The organism is Polynucleobacter sphagniphilus (assembly GCF_001953355.1).
Classification (GTDB): domain Bacteria; phylum Pseudomonadota; class Gammaproteobacteria; order Burkholderiales; family Burkholderiaceae; genus Polynucleobacter; species Polynucleobacter sphagniphilus.
Genome location: NZ_MPIY01000017.1, coordinates 165,905 through 188,074 on the forward strand (window position 1 = coordinate 165,905; position 22,170 = coordinate 188,074).

At 45.2% G+C, this 22,170-nt stretch carries 23 protein-coding genes; 20 read left to right on the top strand and 3 right to left on the bottom strand.

What is annotated here, in order from left to right:
* Positions 1-8 precede the first annotated feature (8 nt).
* The 8 genes from gyrB (at position 9) to BOQ04_RS09600 (ending at position 7,875) form a co-directional block, all read left to right on the top strand.
* Positions 9-2,507 carry a DNA topoisomerase (ATP-hydrolyzing) subunit B gene (gyrB, locus tag BOQ04_RS09565; protein WP_076024501.1) on the top strand — a complete coding sequence of 833 codons (2,499 nt, stop codon included), beginning with the start codon at positions 9-11 and terminating at the stop codon, positions 2,505-2,507.
* 3 nt (positions 2,508-2,510) lie between these two features.
* Positions 2,511-3,005, top strand: a complete 495-nt coding sequence (locus BOQ04_RS09570) for an SET domain-containing protein (protein ID WP_076024502.1) — start codon at positions 2,511-2,513, stop codon at positions 3,003-3,005.
* A 17-nt stretch (positions 3,006-3,022) separates the two neighbouring features.
* Positions 3,023-3,262, top strand: coding sequence for a DUF3717 domain-containing protein (locus tag BOQ04_RS09575; RefSeq protein ID WP_076024503.1), 240 nt, complete (start codon positions 3,023-3,025; stop codon positions 3,260-3,262).
* A gap of 71 nt (positions 3,263-3,333) precedes the next feature.
* Positions 3,334-4,101: an ABC transporter ATP-binding protein gene (locus BOQ04_RS09580; RefSeq protein ID WP_083657586.1), complete on the top strand. Its 768-nt coding sequence runs from the start codon at positions 3,334-3,336 to the stop codon at positions 4,099-4,101.
* Positions 4,098-4,802: an ABC transporter ATP-binding protein gene (locus BOQ04_RS09585; protein ID WP_076024505.1), complete on the top strand. Its 705-nt coding sequence runs from the start codon at positions 4,098-4,100 to the stop codon at positions 4,800-4,802. Before BOQ04_RS09580 ends, BOQ04_RS09585 begins: the two co-directional genes overlap by 4 nt.
* A gap of 26 nt (positions 4,803-4,828) precedes the next feature.
* The gene (locus BOQ04_RS09590) at positions 4,829-6,031 is read left to right on the top strand and encodes an ABC transporter substrate-binding protein (protein WP_076024506.1); all 1,203 of its coding nucleotides are present in this window, start codon (positions 4,829-4,831) and stop codon (positions 6,029-6,031) included.
* Positions 6,032-6,034: 3 nt separating this feature from the next.
* Positions 6,035-6,919: a branched-chain amino acid ABC transporter permease gene (locus BOQ04_RS09595; protein WP_076024507.1), complete on the top strand. Its 885-nt coding sequence runs from the start codon at positions 6,035-6,037 to the stop codon at positions 6,917-6,919.
* Entirely contained in the window at positions 6,916-7,875 is a 960-nt protein-coding gene (locus BOQ04_RS09600) for a branched-chain amino acid ABC transporter permease (protein WP_076024508.1), read from the top strand. Before BOQ04_RS09595 ends, BOQ04_RS09600 begins: the two co-directional genes overlap by 4 nt.
* On the opposite strand, the gene BOQ04_RS09605 is transcribed toward BOQ04_RS09600, so the two are convergent.
* Genes BOQ04_RS09605 through BOQ04_RS09615 form a run of 3 tightly spaced genes read right to left on the bottom strand, consistent with a single transcriptional unit; the run spans position 7,876 to position 10,841 of the window.
* Entirely contained in the window at positions 7,876-8,886 is a 1,011-nt protein-coding gene (locus BOQ04_RS09605) for a phosphotransferase family protein (protein WP_420875850.1), read from the bottom strand.
* Between the two features lie 19 nt (positions 8,887-8,905).
* The gene (locus BOQ04_RS09610; protein ID WP_076024510.1) at positions 8,906-9,676 is read right to left on the bottom strand and encodes an SDR family NAD(P)-dependent oxidoreductase; all 771 of its coding nucleotides are present in this window, start codon (positions 9,674-9,676) and stop codon (positions 8,906-8,908) included.
* Positions 9,677-9,680: 4 nt separating this feature from the next.
* On the bottom strand, positions 9,681-10,841 hold the full coding sequence (locus BOQ04_RS09615) for an acyl-CoA dehydrogenase family protein (protein ID WP_076024511.1): 1,161 nt from the start codon (positions 10,839-10,841) through the stop codon (positions 9,681-9,683).
* A 238-nt stretch (positions 10,842-11,079) separates the two neighbouring features.
* Here BOQ04_RS09615 and mnmG point away from each other — a divergent pair, with 238 nt between their 5' ends.
* The 12 genes from mnmG to atpD all read left to right on the top strand — a co-directional run bounded on the left by mnmG (position 11,080) and on the right by atpD (position 22,160).
* Positions 11,080-12,999: a tRNA uridine-5-carboxymethylaminomethyl(34) synthesis enzyme MnmG gene (gene mnmG / locus BOQ04_RS09620; protein ID WP_076024512.1), complete on the top strand. Its 1,920-nt coding sequence runs from the start codon at positions 11,080-11,082 to the stop codon at positions 12,997-12,999.
* Positions 12,996-13,667, top strand: coding sequence for a 16S rRNA (guanine(527)-N(7))-methyltransferase RsmG (gene rsmG, locus BOQ04_RS09625; RefSeq protein ID WP_076024513.1), 672 nt, complete (start codon positions 12,996-12,998; stop codon positions 13,665-13,667). Before mnmG ends, rsmG begins: the two co-directional genes overlap by 4 nt.
* Positions 13,668-13,679: 12 nt before the next feature.
* Complete coding sequence (locus BOQ04_RS09630) at positions 13,680-14,468, top strand: ParA family protein (RefSeq protein WP_076024514.1); 789 nt, start codon at positions 13,680-13,682, stop codon at positions 14,466-14,468.
* Positions 14,469-14,474: 6 nt separating this feature from the next.
* Positions 14,475-15,362, top strand: coding sequence for a ParB/RepB/Spo0J family partition protein (locus BOQ04_RS09635; protein WP_076024515.1), 888 nt, complete (start codon positions 14,475-14,477; stop codon positions 15,360-15,362).
* A 68-nt stretch (positions 15,363-15,430) separates the two neighbouring features.
* Positions 15,431-15,925 carry an ATP synthase subunit I gene (locus BOQ04_RS09640; RefSeq protein ID WP_076024516.1) on the top strand — a complete coding sequence of 165 codons (495 nt, stop codon included), beginning with the start codon at positions 15,431-15,433 and terminating at the stop codon, positions 15,923-15,925.
* A 49-nt stretch (positions 15,926-15,974) separates the two neighbouring features.
* Positions 15,975-16,850, top strand: a complete 876-nt coding sequence (gene atpB / locus BOQ04_RS09645) for a F0F1 ATP synthase subunit A (RefSeq protein WP_076024517.1) — start codon at positions 15,975-15,977, stop codon at positions 16,848-16,850.
* A 45-nt stretch (positions 16,851-16,895) separates the two neighbouring features.
* Entirely contained in the window at positions 16,896-17,159 is a 264-nt protein-coding gene (gene atpE, locus BOQ04_RS09650) for a F0F1 ATP synthase subunit C (RefSeq protein WP_076024518.1), read from the top strand.
* A 62-nt stretch (positions 17,160-17,221) separates the two neighbouring features.
* On the top strand, positions 17,222-17,692 hold the full coding sequence (locus tag BOQ04_RS09655; RefSeq protein WP_076024519.1) for a F0F1 ATP synthase subunit B: 471 nt from the start codon (positions 17,222-17,224) through the stop codon (positions 17,690-17,692).
* 1 nt (position 17,693) lies between these two features.
* Positions 17,694-18,230 carry a F0F1 ATP synthase subunit delta gene (locus BOQ04_RS09660; RefSeq protein WP_076024520.1) on the top strand — a complete coding sequence of 179 codons (537 nt, stop codon included), beginning with the start codon at positions 17,694-17,696 and terminating at the stop codon, positions 18,228-18,230.
* 45 nt (positions 18,231-18,275) lie between these two features.
* Positions 18,276-19,817, top strand: coding sequence for a F0F1 ATP synthase subunit alpha (atpA, locus tag BOQ04_RS09665; RefSeq protein ID WP_076024521.1), 1,542 nt, complete (start codon positions 18,276-18,278; stop codon positions 19,815-19,817).
* A gap of 17 nt (positions 19,818-19,834) precedes the next feature.
* A complete protein-coding gene (gene atpG / locus BOQ04_RS09670; RefSeq protein ID WP_076024522.1) occupies positions 19,835-20,704 on the top strand; it encodes a F0F1 ATP synthase subunit gamma in 870 nt (289 codons plus the stop codon).
* A 55-nt stretch (positions 20,705-20,759) separates the two neighbouring features.
* Positions 20,760-22,160 (top strand): F0F1 ATP synthase subunit beta, encoded by a 1,401-nt coding sequence (atpD, locus tag BOQ04_RS09675; RefSeq protein ID WP_076024523.1) that lies wholly within the window; start codon positions 20,760-20,762, stop codon positions 22,158-22,160.
* Positions 22,161-22,170 lie beyond the last annotated feature (10 nt).

Here is a 22,170-nt window from a genome sequence, read left to right on the forward strand (position 1 = left end):
AGAAAAAAATGACTGAAGAAAAAAAAGTAGTAGAGCAGTACGGTGCATCATCAATTCAAATCCTGGAGGGCTTGGAAGCAGTTCGTAAGCGCCCTGGAATGTACATCGGAGACACATCCGATGGTACCGGTTTGCATCATTTGGTTTTTGAGGTTTTAGATAACTCAATTGATGAGGCATTGGCTGGCTATTGCTCTGAGATTACCGTTGTAATCCAAACTGACAACTCAATTTCTATTGTTGATAACGGTAGGGGTGTACCAACCGGTATTAAGTTTGACGACAAGCACGAACCAAAAAGAAGTGCCGCAGAAATTGTAATGACTGAATTACATGCTGGTGGTAAGTTTGACCAGAACAGTTATAAAGTTTCTAGTGGTCTTCATGGTGTGGGTGTAAGTTGCGTTAATGCCTTATCTAAATGGTTGAAGTTAACCATCCGTCGCGATGGTAAAACCCACTATATGGAATTTGCGCGTGGCGTAATTCAAAACCGTAATATCGAAGAAATCAATGGCGTACTAACTTCACCAATCACTGTAACTGGAGAAACCGAGTTATCTGGGACAGAAGTTCACTTTTTAGCTGATGAAGAAATCTTCGGCCACGTTGAATTCCATTATGAGATTCTGGTTAAGCGCATTCGCGAACTTTCATTCTTAAATAATGGCGTTCATATCAAATTAATTGATCAACGCACTGGGCAAGAAGAAGATTTTGCCTTTTCTGGCGGCGTAAAAGGTTTTGTTGAGTACATCAACCAAACCAAAAATGTACTACATCCAAACATTTTTTACGCAGAAGGTATCCGCCCTTCGGATTTGGGTGGCAACATCACCGCTGAAGTATCTATGCAGTGGAATGATAGTTTTAGTGAACAAGTTCTTTGTTTTACAAATAACATTCCTCAGCGAGATGGTGGTACCCATTTAACTGGCCTTAGGGCGGCGATGACGCGCGTCATTAATAAATATATTGATGAAAATGAAGTTGCAAAAAAAGCAAAGGTTGAAATTTCAGGCGATGACATGCGTGAAGGTTTGGCGTGTGTATTGTCGGTAAAAGTTCCTGAGCCAAAATTCTCCAGTCAAACAAAAGACAAACTAGTTTCAAGTGAAGTTCGTGGACCTGTTGAGGAAATTGTTGCAGAGGCTTTGAGTGCCTACCTACAAGAGCGACCAGCAGACGCAAAAATCCTTTGTGGAAAAATTGTGGATGCTGCACGAGCTCGTGAGGCTGCCCGCAAAGCGCGTGATATGACACGTCGTAAGGGTGTGTTGGACGGCCTTGGTTTACCTGGAAAACTCGCTGATTGCCAAGAAAAAGACCCAACCAAGTCTGAATTATTTATTGTCGAGGGAGACTCCGCGGGGGGCTCTGCTAAGCAAGGGCGTGATCGTCGTTTCCAAGCCATTCTGCCGCTAAAAGGTAAGATTTTGAATGTCGAGAAAGCGCGCTTTGACAAAATGTTGGCCAGCCAAGAAGTTGTCACACTAATAACCGTGCTTGGAACGGGTATTGGTGTAGAGGAATACAAAGCTGATAAGTTACGCTATCACCGCATCATTATCATGACCGACGCGGACGTTGACGGTAGCCACATTCGCACTCTTCTACTCACCTTTTTCTATAGACAAATGCCTGAGTTGATTGAGCGTGGACATATATATATCGCTCAACCACCTTTATATAAGGTGAAGTTTGGAAAAAATGAACAGTACATTAAAGATGATGCTGAATTAAATCAGTTACTATTAAAAATTGCCCTTGAATCAGCCTCACTCCAATCCCCAACTGGTGAGGTAATTGAGGGCGCTGATTTAATTGAACTTGCAAAACACTATCAAGTGATTCAATCAGTGGTTGATCGTTTATCTAGAACAATTGATGAAGACGCATTGCGTGCCATTGCATCCGGCACTCAACTCAATTTAGATACCGAAAAATCTGCATATGAATCGGCAGAACGTTTAAGGACTGCTTTATCTGCCTCGCTTAATCCACTTGCACTTCCACCAGAAATTATTGTTCAAAAAGAAGATCGCACAGAGCGTTTTAGATTATTACTGTCACGTCGCATTCATGGAAACTTAAAGCTATCAGCCATTAATTCTGATTTTGTACATGGCGATGATTATCAAAGTTTGTCTAATGCAGCCGCAGTATTATCTGGAAAAGTTTTACCTGGCTCAAAAGTACGCCGCGGGGATCCAGATAAAAACCAAAAAGAACAAGTTATCCAGGATTTCAGGGCCGCCTTCTCTTGGTTGCTGTCAGAGGCTGAGCGTGTACTAAGTCGACAGCGTTACAAAGGTTTGGGTGAGATGAACCCATCCCAGTTATGGGAAACAACCATGGATGCTGGATCGCGCACTTTATTGCAGGTCAAAATTGAAGATGCAATTGCAGCTGATCAGGTCTTTACTACATTAATGGGTGATGAGGTTGAACCACGTCGCGCATTTATCGAAAAGAATGCGCTCATTGCACGAAATCTAGATGTTTAAGTGATGAAAAATAAAAAAGTCAAACCACCAAAGGTGGATCGGGATGCCATCACCGTAAAAACTTCACCAATCCATGGAAAAGGTGTTTTTGCTGCGAAGCAAATTAAAAAAGGCGACGCTATTATTGAGTATAAGGGTGAAAGAATTAGCTGGAAGTTGGCTGAAAAGCGCCACCCGCACGACCCTAAAGATCCAAATCACACCTTCTACTTCTCTCTAGAAGGTGGACGTGTGATTGATGCTAAATACGGTGGCAATGCTGCTCGATGGATTAATCACTCATGCAAACCAAACTGTGAAACACAGGAGGGTAGCTTTGGTGGTGAGCCGCGCGTTTTTATTTATGCCAAAAGAACACTAAAAGTGGGGGAAGAGCTTTTTTATGACTATTCCCTCGACATAGAAGGCCCCATTACAAAAGAACTCAAAAAAGACTATGAATGTCGTTGTGGTGCTAAAAAGTGCCGCGGTACGATGTTGGCAATCGAAGATAAGTAATTTAATTAAACAATCAAATGCTGTTCTTATCTATTCAAGAGATTGAGGCTGCAATAAATTATTGGCGCAGTCAATCCCCCGCCAAAGGGGATGAGTTGAGTTTGTGTGTTGAGGTGTCCTCCCTAGCCAAGCCATATGCCATGATGATTGTCCAGGGTTCCCAGCGCATTCCAATGGACCTCCTAGATGCGTCTGCCAAAAGTGCAATCCAAAAATACCTCACACAATTAAACATCAAAAATACTGAGCCGACCTAGGGTTAATGCTATATAGAGTTTATCGTGGCTAGTCTATCCTAATGTTCTTATCCCATAGAGGGTAAAAAGGCTTGGGTGTGGAAGAGACAATATTAAAAACAATTGGACTAGGAAAGTCCTTCTTAGGTTTTTCTGCGGTTACAGACGTTAATTTAAGCGTATCGCGCGGATCTATACACGCGCTTATTGGCCCCAATGGCGCAGGCAAAACCACCTGCTTTAATCTGCTTACCAAATTCTTGGAGCCTACCCAGGGGCAAATTCTATTTAATGGTATTGATGTGACCCATGAGCGGCCAGCGCAAATTGCACGCCGCGGGGTGGTTCGATCATTTCAAATCTCAGCGGTTTTTCCCCACCTTACGGTTTTGGAAAATGTTCGAATTGCGCTTCAAAGAGAATTAAATACAGAATTCTTTTTTTGGAAATCTGGAGCTTCATTAAATGCGCTCAACGGTCGCGCACTGGAGCTTTTGCATGAGGTTGGTTTGGAGAGCTTTGCTAATGAGTTGGCCGCCAATCTGGCTTATGGACGCAAGAGGGCGCTGGAGATTGCAACAACTCTGGCGATGGAGCCAGAGCTGATGTTGCTCGATGAGCCCACACAGGGTATGGGACACGAGGATGTTGAGCGAGTAACCGATTTAATTCAAAGGGTTGCAAAAGGGCGAACTATTCTGATGGTTGAGCACAATATGAAGGTTGTATCTTCGATTGCCAATCGAATTACCGTGCTTCAACGTGGGGCCATTTTGGTTGAGGGCAATTATCAAGAGGTTTCAAACAACCCCTTGGTGGTTGAGGCCTATATGGGAAGTCATGGAGGAGATTCTCTATGAGCTCCAAAGCCTTAGAGGTGGATGCTCTCCAATCTTGGTATGGAGAATCTCACATCTTGCATGGCCTTCGTTTCTCTGTCGCCGATGGAGAAGTAGTCACCCTTTTGGGTAGAAATGGTGCCGGACGCAGCACCATTCTAAAAACAATCTTAGGCCTCACCAGCAAAAGAGCTGGTTCCATTAAGGTGTATGGGACGGAAACTATTGATATGGCGACCTATCAAATAGCGCGTCTTGGTATTGGGTTTTGTCCCGAAGAGCGCGGCATTTTTTCAAGCCTAACGACGGAAGAAAATCTACTTCTGCCGCCGAAGATTGCTTCTGGTGGAATGGGTTTGGATGAGATTTATGAGATGTTTCCCAATCTTTATGAAAGACGTAACAGCCCTGGCACCAGATTATCGGGTGGTGAACAGCAAATGCTGGCTATGGCTAGAATTTTAAGAACGGGCGCTAGATTGTTGTTGCTCGATGAGATAACTGAGGGTCTTGCGCCGGTGATTGTTCAAAAGTTGGGTGAGGTCGTATCCAAACTAAGGGATAAAGGCTTTACGATCATCTTGGTGGAGCAAAACTTTAGGTTTGCGGCGCAGTTGGCCGATAGACACTATGTTGTAGAGGGTGGTTTGATAGTTGAAGTGGTTGAGCGAGCTGAATTAGGTACAAAAGCCCAGTTACTAAACGGCTATCTAGGCGTTTAATTAAATAATTTCTAAAAGGAAAAATAATGAGACAAACTTTAATTTCGATGGCTGCCGCAGCTTTTTTTGCGGTTGCGGGTAATGCTAGCGCGGCTGACCAACCCCCTTTGAAAATCGGTTTTATTACCGATATGTCTGGTTTGTACGCTGATATTGATGGTCAGGGTGGCTTAGAGGCCATCAAAATGGCGGTTGCCGATTTTGGTGGCACCGTATTGGGCAGAAAGATTGAGATTGTTTCTGCTGACCATCAAAATAAGGCAGACATTGCTGCATCTAAAACAAGAGAGTGGATTGACCAAAATGGCGTTAACGTCATTATTGGGGGAACCAACTCTGGGACAGCACTAGCAACAGCAAAGGTGGCAGCGGAGAAAAAACGTATCTACATTAACAATGGTGCTGGTACCTCTGCGCTTACAAATGAACAATGCAGCCTGTATACGATTCACTACACCTATGACACCATCGCGATGGCCAATGGTTCTGCCAAAGGCTTGTTAGATAAGGGTTATAAAAATTGGTTTTTCTTAACGGCGGATTATGCGTTTGGTTATGCGCTCGAAAAAGATGCTTCTAATGTTGTTCTTGCGAACGGTGGAAAAGTGTTGGGTGATGTAAAGCACCCGCTCAATGCGAGTGATTTTTCATCTTATCTACTGCAGGCGCAGAGCTCCAAAGCACAAGTTCTGGGTTTGGCTAATGCTGGCGGCGACACAATTAACTCTGTAAAGGCCGCAAATGAGTTTGGCATTACAAAAACGATGAAGCTTGCGGGTTTATTGGTTTTCATTAGCGATGTACATGCAATTGGTATTAAAAATGCACAAGGTCTTTTAGCAACAACAGCGTGGTATTGGGATCAAAATGATCAAACACGTAAATTTGCTGGCCGCTTTATGGAGAAAATGAAGCGCATGCCTGGCATGGTTCAGGCCGGCGATTATTCCTCAACTATGACCTATCTCAATGCAGTGAAAGCTGCTGGTACGGATGATTCAGATAAAGTGATGGAGCAGTTACGTAAAACCAAAATTAATGACATGTTTACAAAAAATGGATATATCCGTAAGGATGGAACCATGGTTCACGACATGTATTTGTATGAGGTTAAATCACCAGCCGAAGTTAAAAGCCCTTGGGACTACTACAAATTGGTTTCTTCGTTATCAGGAGAAAAAGCGTTTGCAATTCCACCTGATTCAAAATGTGCATTACTAAATAAATAAATCTTGGAAATTTTCGGCCTCTCCACTTCCGCTCTGTTAAGCCAACTCCTTTTGGGGTTGGTTAACGGTAGCTTTTATGCTGTCCTCAGTTTAGGGCTTGCTATTATTTTCGGCCTTTTAAATGTGATCAATTTTTCACATGGGGCTATGTTCATGTTGGGTGCGATTGTCACCTGGATGGCTGGGCAATATTTTGAAATTAACTATTGGGTAATGCTTTTACTGGCACCATTCATTGTTGGTCTTCTAGGCATTGTGATTGAGCGCTTATTTTTACGGCGTCTTTATCAACTAGACCATCTTTATGGCTTGCTGTTAACTTTCGGTTTAACGCTTTTTATAGAGGGTGTTTTGCGATCGATTTATGGCGCATCGGGTCTTGCTTACAGTACTCCCGAGTTGTTAAGTGGAGCAACGGACTTGGGCTTTATGGTTCTGCCAAACTATCGCGCCTGGGCGGTTTTCTCGTCTTTGACGGTGTGCTTTGTTACTTGGTACGTCATTGAAAAAACCAGTATCGGTTCTTATTTGCGCGCTGGAACAGAAAATCCAAAACTGGTTCAAGCATTTGGTGTGAACTTTCCACTAATGACAACCTTAACCTATGGTTTTGGCGTTGCGCTCGCCGCGTTTTCTGGTGTGCTTGCAGCGCCTATCATTCAAATCTCCCCTTTAATGGGCTCCAATCTGATCATTACCGTTTTTGCTGTGGTTGTAATTGGTGGAATGGGATCCATTATGGGATCCATTCTTACTGGTTTAGGTTTGGGCTTGGTAGAGGGGCTTACCAAAGTGTTTTATCCACAGGCATCGAGCACTGTAGTCTTCGCGATTATGGTGATTGTTTTATTGTTTAGGCCGGCAGGTTTGTTTGGACGTGAAAAATGAAGTTAGCCAAACCCATTATTCTTCTGGCTTCAATTGGTATCGCAATAGCGTTGCCGCATTTCTTCTATCCAATATTTTTGATGAAGATTTTGTGTTTTGCTCTATTTGCGGCAGCATTTAATCTACTGCTTGGATATACAGGTCTTTTATCCTTTGGTCATGCCGCCTTCTTTGGTGGAGCTGGCTATTGCGCAGGTTACTTTATGCGGGACATGGGTGTTGGTCCCGCCATAGGAATTACCATTGCCGTTTTATTTGCTGCCGCTTTAGGCGCCCTGATTGGGGGTTTAGCAATTAGACGTCAAGGTATTTATTTTTCCATGATTACTCTCGCGCTTGCGCAAATGTTTTACTTTGTTTGTGTGCAGGTGCCAGCGTCTGGGGGTGAGGATGGTTTTCAGGGTATCCCGCGTGGTGATTTATTTGGTTTAATTAATCTGCAGAATGATCTGAATTTATATTATTTGGTTTTATGTCTTACTGTAGCTGGATTTTTATTTATCAAGCGAATTATTTCTTCACCCTTTGGCCAGATCCTTAAGGCAATTAAAGAAAATGAGCCGCGTGCAATTTCTTTGGGTTACAACGTAAATCGTTTTAAGTTTTTGGTGTTTATCTTATCTGCAGCGCTTGCTGGTTTGGCTGGCAGCACTCAAGCATTGGTCTTGGGTTTTGAGACTCTCACTGATGCACATTGGACAATGTCGGGCCTTGTGATTTTGATGACATTGGTTGGTGGTGTAGGGACCATGCTTGGTCCATTTGTGGGTGCGCTGGTAATTGTGTTGCTTGAGCATCGAGTTGGTGAGATTGGTAGCTTTTTATCTCAAGTAACCGGCGTTGCTTGGTTTAACTCACTGGGCGAGTCCGTCACGATCGTGACAGGATTGATATTTGTTTTCTGTGTAATGGCATTTCGTCGTGGCCTGGTTGGCCTCTTTATTAAACAGAAATAACTATTTTTGCTGGGCGCACGCCCAACCAATATCTGCAAGTGCCCCAGCCTTTTTGCCGTTTTCAACAGCATCACTCGCATTGGCATTGCCATCCATTGCACGTTTCGCAATACCATGCAAAATTGCGGCAATACGAAATAAGTTGTACGCCATCAAGAATGGCCAATGCTCAACCACTGGCCGTCCAATTTGTTTTTCATACATGGCGATATATTCTGATTCACTTGGAATTCCGAGCGAGCTGAAATCAAGCCCCGCTATACCGCGCCACAAACTGGGGGGGATGCGCCAGGCCATACATTGATAGGAAAAATCTGCCAGCGGGTTTCCTAGGGTTGATAGCTCCCAATCCAAGACCCCAATGACCCGCGCTTCGGAATGATGAAACACCAAATTATCCATACGAAAGTCACCATGAATGAGGGTGGTTTCATCTTCACTGGGGATGTGTTCGGGTAACCAATCTATTAATCTGTTTAACGAGTCTGGAATGGGAATATTGGCTTCGCGCACCTGACGAGACCAGCGGGCAACCTGTCGAGAAAAGTAATTGCCAGGCTTACCAAAGCTTTCCAATCCTAGCGCCACATAATCAAGTTGATGAATAGCTGCGATGGTTTTATTCATTTCGCAATAGATGGCACTGCGCTCATCCGCACTTAGCCCTAGTAATGATTGGTCTATGAATACGCGCCCATCTAAAAACTCCATGATGAAAAATGCCGTACCAATCACATTTTCATCTTTGCAATAAGCCAACATCTTCGGCACAGGCACTGCGCTGTTGGCCAATGCTTTCATGACCCTGTACTCTCGATCAACAGCATGCGCTGATGGAAGTAGAACGCCTGCCGGCTTCTTTCTGAGCACAAAGTGATCATTGCCGCTGCTGATTTTGTAGGTGGGATTTGATTGACCGCCAGTGAGCTGACTCAACTCTATCGGGCCATTAACAAGACCAATATCTTTTAAATAATGCGCAAGAGCTTCTTGAAAGGAGACATTCGTCATGTTCATGCTTAATCGTTTTTTAGAGACCACTTACTAGGTGGCCGCCATCTACTGCAATGGTGGAACCGCTCATGGCTTTACTAGCATCTGATGCTAGTAACAACAAGGGGCCATTTAAGTCATCCAGCTCATTAAATCGTCGCGAAGGTATGCGGGGCAATATTTTTTGCCCTGCATCACTTACTAAAAACTCTCGATTGAGATCGGTGATCACATATCCTGGCAAGAGTGCGTTCACTCGAATTTGATGGCGCGCTAATTCAAGCGCCATCACCTTGGTACTTTGAATGACCCCCGCTTTTGAGATTACATAAGGGGCTGCGCCACCAATGACGCGCTCCCCCAAAATCGATGCAATATTAACAATGCTTCCTGATGAGTTTGCAGCTATCAACCTTCTTGCTGCTTCTGTTGCAACTAGCCAAGATCCCTTTAAATTGGTGTCCATCACCCGATCCCAATCTTCCTCAGTGTGATCAAGTAATTTTCCTGTGCTACTAACACCCGCATTATTGATAATGATGCTTGGCAGTGACCACTCAAGAATTTGATCAAAACACCGAACAACACTCTTTTTATTTGTGACATCCAACTCAAAGGCTTTGGCTTGTCCACCAAGATCCTCAATCTCGCGAACAGTAGTCTCTAGTTGACTAATGCGACGTGATGCAACTGCCACCCTCGCCCCGGCCTGAGCAAGCAATAAAGCGGAGTGTTTGCCAATACCACTGGATGCTCCAGTAATGAGCGCCGTCTTATTCTCTAACTTAAAAAGTTGCTCAAGCACCATCAATTTATTTATTTCCAATTAGTTTGCGAGCCATGCTCCAGCGATGCACTTCACTTGGACCATCATAGATTCTGAATCCGCGCATATCTTTAAAGATTTTCATCAACTGGGTTTCCCCGGTGACGCCTTGACCGCCCAAAATTTGTACACAGCGATCCACCACCCGCCACTCTGCTTCTGAGCAAATTACCTTAGCTCGACTAGATTCGAAGTTGCCACGTTCACCCCGATCTAATAGTAATGCGGTGTCCCATATATGTAGTCGTGAAGTGTGCAGGTCCATATTGTTGTCTGCAATCATGAAGCCAACACCCTCATGCTCTCCTAGGGTTTTTCCAAAAGCTTGACGTCGTTTTGCATAAGCAATCGCAATATCTTGCGCGCGTCGTGCTTGACCCAACCAGCGCATGCAATGCGTTAAACGTGCCGGCGCTAAACGAACCTGAGCATTTTTAAATCCCTTACCTAGCTCACCTAATATTTGATTGCCCGGAATGCGCAGATTTGTGAACTGCAGGACGCCATGCCCACCTGTAAAGCAGCTATCAAGCGCATCCATATTTCTAAGCAACTCAATTCCAGGGGCATTCATGTCTGAGAGAAACATGGTTGCACTGCCATCATCCAGGCGCGCCATGATGATTACAAAATCAGCGCCATCAGCGCCGGTGATAAACCACTTTGTACCGTTGATGATGTAATCATCGCCATCCTTGGTTGCTGTTGTGCTCAGCATCGAGGGATCTGAGCCTGCACCGGGCGACGGTTCTGTCATTGCAAAACAAGAGCGGGCCTTACCTGCAACTAAAGGCCTGAGCCAACGTTCTTTTTGTTCAGGCGTGGCAATCTCCTCTAGCAAATGAATATTTCCCTCATCAGGAGCGTGAATATTCATTGCGATTGGCCCCAAACTTGAATAGCCGGACTCTTCAAAGACAATTGCTTTCTCAATATGACTAAGACCAAGCCCGCCCATTTCAACTGATGCGTGTGGTGTCAGTAGACCCGCCTTGCGCGCTAGCTCAATAAGCTCTTTGCGTAATTCATCAGAAGGCCCGTGCTCACTTTGGCGTGGATCATTTTCAAAGGGAGTGATTTGATCTTTTATGAATGATCGCGTCTTTTCCTGCAGCTCTAATAGTTTTGGTGATAGTGATAGATCCATTTTTTGATTGTATAGCCACTAATTAACAATAGATTTCTTCTCAGGCTCTGTTTTATTTGGACAAGTTGGATCTCCACGCCCGGTTTAGGGATGCATGTAGGTTATTGCACATTTACAAAATAATCAATTAAATCAATAACTTATGAAGCTTATTACCATGGGACTACATAATTTTTCAAGCTTTGTTTCACGTGAAACAAACAAAATGCTATGATCATCGCCCTATCAGAGGCAAATCATGCGTTATTCAAAAAGTTTCGATGTCATAGTTGTTGGTGGCGGACACGCTGGGACTGAAGCCGCCCTTGCTGCAGCTCGTATGGGCTGCGATACGTTATTAATTACCCATAGCATCGAAAATCTCGGTGCAATGAGCTGTAATCCATCTATAGGTGGAATTGGCAAAGGTCATCTAGTAAAGGAAATTGATGCCATGGGCGGCGCCATGGCAGCAGCAACGGATGAGGCGGGAATACAGTTTAGGATATTAAATTCCAGCAAAGGCCCTGCAGTCCGCGCAACTCGTGCTCAAGGCGATCGAGTTTTGTATAAGGCAGCAATTCGTCGCCGCTTGGAAAATCAAGACAACTTAAGCTTATTTCAAGCTGCTGTGGATGATTTAATAGTGGTTGGCGATGAGGTTTGTGGTGTCTTAACCCAAATGGGCCTAGAATTTTTTGCCAAGAAGGTGGTTTTAACCGCAGGCACCTTTTTGGATGGCAAGATTCATGTTGGTTTAAATAATTATGCGGGTGGCCGTGCTGGCGATCCTGCTGCAATATCGCTTTCAGCTCGCCTGAAAGAATTAAAGCTCCCCCAGGGCAGATTAAAGACGGGAACCCCACCCAGAATTGACGGTAGAACGATTGATTTTTCGGTAATGTTGGAACAGCCGGGCGATCTGGATCCCTTGCCGGTGTTTTCTTATTTGGGTAGGCCAGAAAATCATCCAAGACAGGTTCCGTGCTGGATTTCTCATACTAATGAGAAAACCCATGAAATTATTCGCGGTGGTCTCGATCGTTCGCCAATGTATACAGGCGTCATTGAGGGTGTTGGGCCGCGCTATTGCCCTTCTATTGAGGACAAGATTCATCGTTTTGCCTCCCGAAATAGTCACCAGATCTTTTTGGAGCCAGAGGGCTTAACTACAAACGAGTTTTATCCCAATGGTATTTCAACCAGTTTGCCCTTTGATGTTCAGTGGGATCTGGTTAGAAGCATTCGTGGAATGGAGTCGGCGGTCATCGTTTGTCCTGGCTATGCTATTGAGTACGATTATTTTGATCCGCGCCAACTGCGACACAGCCTAGAAACCAAGGTAATTTCAGGTTTGTATTTTGCCGGTCAAATTAATGGCACAACCGGATATGAAGAGGCTGCAGCACAAGGCATGTTGGCTGGAATCAATGCTGGTTTGGCTGCAAAAGGAAAAGAGCCTTGGATTCCTAAGCGAAGTGAGTCCTATATTGGGGTTCTAGTGGACGATCTCATTACTAGGGGTGTTCAAGAGCCCTACCGTATGTTTACAAGTCGCGCAGAGTATCGTTTAAGTTTGCGCGAAGACAATGCCGACTTACGCCTAACTGAAATAGGCAGAAATCTTGGTTTGGTGGATGATTATCGTTGGGAAGTCTTCTGCAGGAAACAAGAGGCTGTTTCACGTGAAACAGCCCGTCTACAAGAAATTTGGGTTGGCCCAAAGCATGAGGTTGCCAAAGCGGTATCTGAACTGCTTGGACAAGACTTATCTCATGAGTGTAGTTTGGCTGAGATTTTGAGGCGCCCTGGCGTTAGCTACGATGCGCTTACATCGCTCGCGGGGGGTGAGTGGTCTGCGGGGGTTCTGGATGATGACCTTGGTTTGGCCCAACAAATTAGTGATCAGGTTGAGATTTCGGTTAAGTACCAGGGATATATAGATCGGCAAGCGGTTGAAATTGCCCGCCAAGAGCACAACGAAAGTTTCCCGCTCTCGGAGTTTTTGGACTATACCCAGGTGCTGGGATTATCAAAAGAAGTGCAGCAAAAACTGAACTTCCATAAGCCAAGCACTTTAGGTCAGGCCGGAAGAATTTCGGGTGTGACGCCTGCTGCATTATCTTTGTTGCTGGTGCACCTTAAAAAGGGCTTGGGCAGAACCCAGGAGTCGGTGTGAGTGAGGGCTTGATCGCTCTTGGAATAGAGGATCTGGGTCTCAATCTAGGCCCTGAAAATATTGCTGATTTAGATATATTTCTTCATGAAATGGGCCGGTGGAACCAGGTGCATAACTTGACGGCAATCGAGGGTGAAAGTGAATCTATCAAACTTCATCTCATTGATTCTATTGCGGTTTTGCCTGTAATGAGGCGGTTTTTAGAAGGCCCAAACCCCCTCATTGCGGACTTGGGCTCAGGTGGCGGTCTGCCTGCAATACCTATTGCCATATTGCAACCAGAGTGGCGGCTCACCTTAATTGAGGCTGTGCGAAAAAAGACTGCATTTTTGCAGCATATTCGTGGGAAATTAAAGCTGCACAACATCACGGTCTTGAGTGAGCGCGTAGAAGTTGTTGCGGTGCAGCAATCAGGCGTATTTGATGCCGTAATTTCCAGGGCGTTTACGAACTTAGCTCGATTTTTAGAGCTTTCTTTGCCACTGTTAAAGCCCAACGGATTGGTGTTTGCTATGAAATCAAAACGAGCTGATGAAGAGATGCAAGATGTCAATCTGAGTCAATGGCAACTCATTGCCGATATCCCTCTGCATATCCCTCATACAACGGTCGAACGCAGACTTTTAGTGTTGAGCCCCATAAAAATATCACCCACCCTCTCTGAATAAAAAAATCTATCCATGGCAAAAATATTTTGTATTGCAAATCAAAAAGGCGGTGTTGGTAAAACAACTACAGCTGTTAACTTGGCCGCTGGATTGGCTGGGCATCAGCAACGCGTTTTACTGGTTGACCTTGATCCACAAGGGAACGCAACTATGGGCTCAGGCATTGAAAAAACAGATTTAACTACGAGCGTTTATCAAGTATTAATTGGGCTTGCAACAGTGAAGGAGTGCGCAAAAACTTGTGAAAGCTCCGGCTTTGATGTGTTGCCAGCAAATCGTGATTTGGCGGGTGCGGAAATCGAATTGGTTGATTTGGAATTACGAGAGCAAAGGCTGAAGAATGCACTTGCTGCAGTCGCCGATGATTACGATTTTATTTTGATTGATTGTCCGCCAGCACTTTCTCTTTTAACCTTGAATGGATTGTGCGCTGCTAACGGAGTGATTGTGCCAATGCAGTGCGAGTATTTTGCATTGGAAGGTTTGTCCGATTTGGTCAATACGATTAAACAAGTTCATGCAAATTTAAATCCAGACCTCATGATCATTGGCTTGCTGCGTGTGATGTTTGATGCTCGGATGACTTTGCAGCAGCAAGTGTCTGAGCAATTGCTTGAACACTTTGGCGACAAGGTTTTTAAAACCATTATTCCTCGTAACGTCAGATTGGCTGAGGCCCCATCTTATGGGCTTCCTGGCGTTGCATTTGACAAGTCATCGCGCGGAGCAAAGGCGTATTTAGAGTTTGGCGCTGAAATGATTGAGCGCATTAATCAACTGCAAACACTAGGAAGATATTAAAAAATTATGGTTGCTATTAAGAAAAAAGGTTTGGGCCGCGGTTTAGAGGCATTGCTTGGTGACAAAGCTACAACCCAAGCTCAGGTTGAAATTAACCGTTTGCCATTGACGGCATTGCAGGCTGGTAAATATCAACCGCGACAAAAGATGGATGCGGGTCCACTGCAGGAGCTTGCCGAAAGTATTCGTGAGCAAGGTGTAATGCAGCCACTGTTGGTTCGATTGGTAGGCGCAGGAAAGTATGAAATTATTGCGGGAGAGCGTCGCTTTAGAGCAGCAACCCTGGCCGGATTGAAAGAGGTTCCTGTTCTGGTTTCGGGTGCTGATGATCAAGCAGCTGCAGCGATGGCTTTAGTAGAAAATATGCAGCGCCAAGATTTGAATCCTTTAGAGGAGTCACAGGGATTGGCTAGGCTCATTGAAGAGTTTGGTTTTACCCATGAACAGGCTGCCAAAGCGGTTGGTAAATCACGCAGCGCCATTTCTAATTTGTTGCGCCTGATTCAATTGGCAAAACCAGTGCAAGCGATGTTGCTGGCTGGCGAAATTGATATGGGCCATGCTCGCGCCCTGCTGCCTTTGCCTGGTGCCAGCCAAGTTGCTTTGGCTCAGAGAATAGCCGCCCAAGGTTTATCGGTCCGCGAAGCGGAGAGAATGGCTGCAGCCTTAGCTTTGGCTGGGGGTCAAATCGGCGACAAAAAAGCAAAAAGTAAAGAGGGGGCGCATTCGCCATCCCGAGATCCGGATATGCGCCGTTTATCCCAAGAAATTGCAGATGTAATAGGCTTAAATGCGGAATTTAAGTTTAAAGGCAGGGGTGGGGAGCTCAGGATTCGTTTTAGCCAATTTGATGAGCTCGATTCTTTGTTAAGAAAACTGGGTGTTCAGGAGTAGTTTTAAATGAAAAAGAGCCCAAAACATTTGACCTATTGCAGTGCACACATTAAACTCTCGGGGCTAAATTGATTCCTCAAAAAAATCAATTTTCCAAGGCAAATGAGTGGGATGAGCCAGAAGAAGAATATATTCGGGCCTACAGTAAGGCGGAAATTATTGCGTTGCAGCAAAACAACGCAAATAAATACCCCCCAGTATCGCCTTGGAAAGTAGTGGCTGCGCAGACCTTGGTAACGATGGTCAGTATGGTTGCTTGGGCAGTTTTTGGAGGGTCTGTAGGGGTAAGCCTTTATACTCAGTCGGCCTTTCTCGGTGGTTTAATTAGCGTCTTGCCTACAGGATTGTTTTTAGTACGACTGGAGTTGGCAAAAAAGACGTCGAAATTAAAACCAGAAGGGTTTTTGGCAGCATTGGTCACGGGCGAATTTATTAAAATTGCCACCACCTTAATGCTGTTTTTAGGAATTGCTTATCTCGTTCCTGGCATAGCATGGGTCCCCTTGTTGGTGACCTACTTTCTTGCCTTGAAATGTATGTGGTTGGTGTATTTAAGGCGCTAAGTAAGCGCTAGTAGTAACAACTGAGATTGAACAAAGGACTAGTTAAGAGATGTCTAGCGAAGTAAACCAAGCCCACGAGGCAATCGAGAAAATGACGCCAACGGCGTACATTTCCGAGCATTTACAAAACCTAACAAGCACGGGTGCACATCAGGCATCCATTGTTGATTTCAGTGTTATCAATTTAGACACCATCTTTTGGGCCTCATTAATGGGTCTTATCGCAGTTTTCGTTCTATTGATTGCTGCACGTCGTGCAACCCCAGGTGTCCCAGGTCGTTTTCAGTGTTTGGTTGAAATGATTGTTGAGATGGTGGATGCCCAAGCGAAAAGTATTGTTCATGGCGACCGCACTTTCATTGCGCCATTAGCTTTATTTGTTTTCTTTTGGATCATCCTTCTCAATACTTTAGATTTAATCCCGGTAGATTGGGTTTTGGGCGTAAACCAGTTCATTGGTAATTTTGGTGGCCACGTTCCGCATAACCGCCTTGTGCCAACCACCGATTTAAATGCCACGATGGGCATGTCTCTGTCAGTATTGGTGTTGGTATTTTTCTATAGTTTCAAAGTCAAAGGCTTTGGTGGCTTCCTGCACGAGTTGATCTCTGCACCATTTGGTGCGAAATGGTATCTGGCGCCTTTCAACTTGGCTCTAAATATCATTGAGTACCTTGCCAAAGGCGTGTCATTGGGTATGCGACTTTTTGGCAATATGTATGCCGGAGAATTGGTCTTTTTATTGATCGCATTATTGGGTAGCGTTTGGACCTTTAACTTAGATTTAACCCTGTTCGGATTGGTGGGCCATGTTATTGCAGGTTCAGCCTGGGCCATCTTCCACATTTTGGTTATTTTGTTGCAAGCTTTCATTTTCATGATGTTGACCTTGGTTTACATCGGGCAAGCACATAGCCATCACTAAGATTTTATTTTTAACTTACCTCTTTTAACTTCAGGAGTCAGCAACATGGAACATCTCGCAACTATTCAAGGTTCAACAGCTATCTGTATCGGTATCATCATTGGTTTGGGCGCTATTGGTGCCTGTTTGGGTATCGCATTGATGGGCGGTAAATACATTGAAGCTTGCGCACGTCAGCCAGAATTGATGGAGCCACTCCAAACTAAGATGTTCCTCTTGGCTGGTTTGATCGACGCTGCGTTCTTGATCGGCGTTGGTGTTGCAATGTTGTTTGCTTTCGCAAACCCACTGCTCGCAGTTATTAAGTAATTGTTTTGGCGTGGATGGCCTAGAGTCATCCAACCGTTCTCAACAATACTGAAAGGAATATCGTGAATCTGAACGCGACCCTATTCGCGCAAATGATCGTCTTCTTTGTCTTATGGTGGGTAGTTGCACGCTTTGTGTGGCCACCCCTGGTTAAGGCATTGGATGAACGCTCAACCAAAATTGCTGATGGTTTGGCTGCGGCCGAGCGCGGAAAAGAAGCTCTCGCATTGGCAAATAATGTCGCAGAGCAAGAATTAACCAAAGCACGCCAAGAAGGTGTGCAACGTGTAGCTGAAGCAGAAAAACGTGCGCAAATGTCTGCCGAAGAAATTCGTGCCAACGCACAAGCAGAGGCTGCTCGTATTATTTCTCAAGCTAAACAAGAAGCAGACCAACAGATTACCCGTGCACGCGAAGTATTGCGCGCTGAAGTAGCTGTGTTGGCTGTAAAAGGTGCCGAGCAAATTTTGCGTCGCGAAGTTGATGCAAAAACGCACGGTGCATTGCTTGACCAACTAAAGGCAGAGCTTTGATATGGCTGAATTAGCCACTATTGCGCGCCCTTATGCCGAAGCACTTTTTGAAAGTGCAGCGCCTGCTGAGCTTGCCAGTTCTTTGGAGCAGTTAAACGAACTGGCACAGCTTGCTGTATTGCCAGAAGTGGCTGTGTTGTCAAATAACCCAAAAGTTTCGGCTGATGATTTAAGCAAATTGCTTTCCGGCATGGTCAAGACCAAACTAGACGGCAAGATCTCTAGCTTTTTGAGTCTAGTGAATCAAAACCATCGCTTGTCCGCCATTCCTGAAATTGCACGTCAATTTGAGGAAATGAAGAATCAAAGCGAAGGTGCATCAGAAGTAATGATTACTAGTGCGTTCCCTTTAGAGGGTGCTGCATTAACGGATTTGTTGTCAAGTTTGAAGAAGCGTTTTGGGGGTAAAGAATTGCGCCCAACTATTCAAGTAGACCCAGCGTTGATAGGCGGAGTGCGTATTCAAGTTGGCGATGAAGTGATGGATAGTTCTGTCAAAGCACGGTTAGCTCAAATGCAAGCAAGTCTTGGCGCATAAGTTATCCCTATTAAGAACATACGAAATAAGACCCAGGAGTAAGTAATGCAACTCAACCCTTCCGAGATCAGCGAGCTGATCAAAAGCCGAATTAGCGAAATGGGTGTTGATTCCCAGCTTCGCAACGAAGGCACTGTTATTTCAGTGACCGACGGTATTTGCCGTGTACATGGCTTGTCTGGTGTGATGCAGGGCGAAATGTTGGAATTTCCTAACAACACTATCGGCCTCGCGTTGAACCTTGAGCGTGATTCAGTTGGTGCTGTGGTATTGGGTGAATACACCCACATTAAAGAAGGCGATCCAGTTAAATGTACTGGTCGTATTTTGGAAGTTCCGGTTGGTCCAGAGTTGCTTGGCCGCGTTGTAAACGCGCTCGGTCAACCGATCGATGGTAAAGGCCCAATTAATACCAAGTTAACCGACTTCATTGAAAAGGTTGCGCCAGGCGTGATCGCTCGTCAGTCCGTCAGCCAGCCGGTACAAACTGGTTTGAAGGCGATTGATGCGATGGTTCCTATTGGTCGTGGTCAGCGCGAGTTAATCATTGGCGATCGTCAAACTGGTAAAACCGCTGTTGCAGTTGATGCGATCATTAACCAAAAAGGTAAAGGCGTTTATTGCGTTTACGTTGCTATTGGTCAAAAAGCTTCTACTATTGCCAACGTTGTGCGCAAGCTCACAGAGTTGGGTGCGATGGAGTACACCGTTGTTGTTGCAGCAAGTGCCTCTGAGTCTGCTGCAATGCAGTACCTCTCTGCATATGCTGGTTGCACTATGGGTGAATACTTCCGTGATCGCGGTGAAGATGCTTTGATCGTGTATGACGATTTAACAAAACAAGCGGTTGCATACCGTCAGATTTCTTTGCTATTGCGCCGTCCACCGGGCCGCGAAGCATATCCTGGCGACGTTTTCTATCTCCACTCACGTTTGCTTGAGCGCGCTGCTCGTGTAAATGCTGAATATGTTGAGAAATTTACAAATGGCGCAGTAAAAGGCAAGACCGGTTCCTTAACCGCTCTGCCGATTATTGAAACTCAAGCTGGCGACGTCTCTGCTTTCGTTCCAACCAACGTCATTTCGATTACTGACGGTCAGATCTTCTTGGAAACTGACTTGTTTAATGCTGGTGTGCGTCCTGCGATTAACGCTGGTATTTCTGTTTCTCGCGTTGGTGGTGCAGCTCAAACTAAAGTGATTAAAAAGTTATCAGGCGGTATTCGTACTGACTTAGCTCAATATCGTGAGTTGGCTGCGTTTGCGCAGTTTGCCTCCGACCTTGATGAAGCTACTCGTAAGCAGCTTGAGCGTGGTCGCCGTGTTACTGAATTGTGTAAGCAGGCTCAATACAAGCCTTTGCAGGTTTGGGAAATGGCGGCTTCTTTATTTGCTGTGAACAATGGCTACTTTGATGACCTCGAAGTCAAAAACGTATTGGCATTCGAAAAAGGCTTACAAGATCATTTGAAATCTAAATATGCAGATTTGGTTGCGCGTATTGAAGAGACTAAAGACTTGAGCAAAGATGACGAAGCTGCTTTGCGTGCCGCGATTGAGGATTACAAGCGTTCAGCCTCTTTCTAAGAGGGCCCGCATAAATCATGGCAAGCACAAAAGAGATACGATCAAAGATCAAGAGCGTGCAAAACACGCGCAAGATCACGAAGGCAATGGAAATGGTCGCCGCATCCAAGATGCGCCGCGCCCAGGAGCGCATGCGTAATGCGCGCCCTTATGCCGAAAAAATTCGTGAAATTGTGGCCAACCTTTCTAAAGCTAATCCTGAGTTCCGCCCTGCTTACATGGCAACTCGTGAAGTGAAGAAAGTTGGCACTATTTTGGTCACTACAGACAAAGGTTTATGCGGCGGTTTGAATACCAATGTATTGCGTTTGATTGCAAACCAGGTGCGCGATTTCCAAGAGGCCAATATCGGTGTTGCTTACACTGCGATTGGTTCCAAGGGATTGCAGTTTTTAAATCGTTCAAAAGCAAAATTAATTTCTCAAACAATCCAGTTGGGTGACACCCCACACATGGATACCTTGATTGGGGCAATTACGGCCCAATTAGAAGCATTTGAGAATGGTGAAATTGATGCTGTTTACTTAGCTTATACCCGCTTTGTAAATGCAATGAAGCAAGAACCTGTTTTAGAAAAGCTATTGCCATTGGAGCCAGCAGCTATTGCCCCAGAGGATAAGACTGGTAATTCTTGGGATTACATTTATGAGCCTGATGCTGAGTCCATTTTGAATGGACTCCTAAAGCGCTACGTAGAAGCAATGATCTATCAAGCTGTTGCAGAGAACATGGCCTCCGAGCAGTCTGCTCGCATGGTCTCCATGAAGGCTGCTTCAGATAACGCTAAGAACGTTATCGGCGAATTGCAATTGGATTACAACAAGACACGACAGGCTGCTATTACCAAAGAGTTGTCAGAGATTGTTGGTGGAGCGGCTGCGGTTTAAGCAGTCAGCGTTTAGAAATACGAAAGAATTTAGGAATTGAAAGCGGAGAGATGCGATGAGTAACGGAAAGATCGTGCAGTGTATTGGTCCAGTGGTGGATATTCAGTTTCCACGCGACAAAATGCCAAGCATTTATGATGCGTTGACATTGGTTGAGAGTGGTGAAAAATCATTCGCTGAAAAAGGTTTAACTTTTGAAGTTCAGCAACAAATTGGCGATGGCGTTGTACGTGCAATTGCCATGGGCGCCAGCGACGGTTTGCGTCGCGGCATGGAAGTCGCCTCCACAGGCAAGCCAATTTCTGTTCCTGTTGGCCCAGCTACACTTGGTCGCATCATGGATGTATTGGGTCGCCCAATTGATGATGCAGGCCCGATTGCAACAGAAGAGCGTCGTGCGATTCACCAGCCAGCACCGAAGTTTGATGAACTATCCCCTTCAGTCGACTTGCTAGAGACTGGTATTAAGGTGATCGACTTAGTTTGCCCATTCGCTAAAGGCGGTAAGGTTGGCTTGTTCGGTGGTGCGGGTGTTGGTAAGACCGTGAACATGATGGAATTAATTAATAACATCGCTAAACAACACTCAGGTTTGTCGGTGTTTGCTGGTGTTGGTGAGCGTACTCGTGAAGGTAATGACTTCTATCATGAGATGAAAGAATCAAACGTGATCGATAAGGTTGCCATGGTTTTCGGTCAGATGAATGAGCCACCTGGCAACCGTTTGCGCGTTGCGTTAACTGGTTTGACAATGGCCGAAGCTTTTCGTGATGAAGGCCGTGACATTTTGTTCTTCGTTGACAACATTTACCGTTACACGCTGGCCGGTACTGAAGTATCAGCTTTGCTGGGCCGTATGCCATCCGCTGTGGGTTATCAGCCTACATTGGCAGAAGAGATGGGCAAGTTGCAAGAGCGTATTACTTCCACTAAGACTGGTTCTGTAACATCTATTCAGGCCGTTTACGTTCCTGCGGATGACTTGACTGACCCATCTCCTGCTACCACCTTCTTGCACTTAGACTCTACAGTTGTGTTGTCGCGTGACATCGCTGCATTGGGTATCTACCCTGCGGTTGACCCACTTGATTCAACTAGCCGTCAGTTAGACCCACAAGTGGTTGGTCAAGAGCACTATGAAGTCGCGCGTGATGTTCAAATGACATTGCAGCGTTACAAAGAATTACGCGACATTATTGCGATTTTAGGTATGGACGAATTGTCACCAGAAGACAAATTGGCTGTATCACGTGCTCGTAAGATTCAGCGTTTCTTGTCACAACCTTTCCACGTTGCAGAAGTATTTACTGGTTCACCAGGCAAATATGTTCCTTTGAAAGAAACCATCCGTGGTTTCAAAATGATCTGCAGCGGTGAATTGGATCACCTGCCTGAGCAAGCGTTCTACATGGTGGGTTCAATTGATGAAGCCATTGAGAAAGCCAAGAAGCTTTAATCGAATTCAT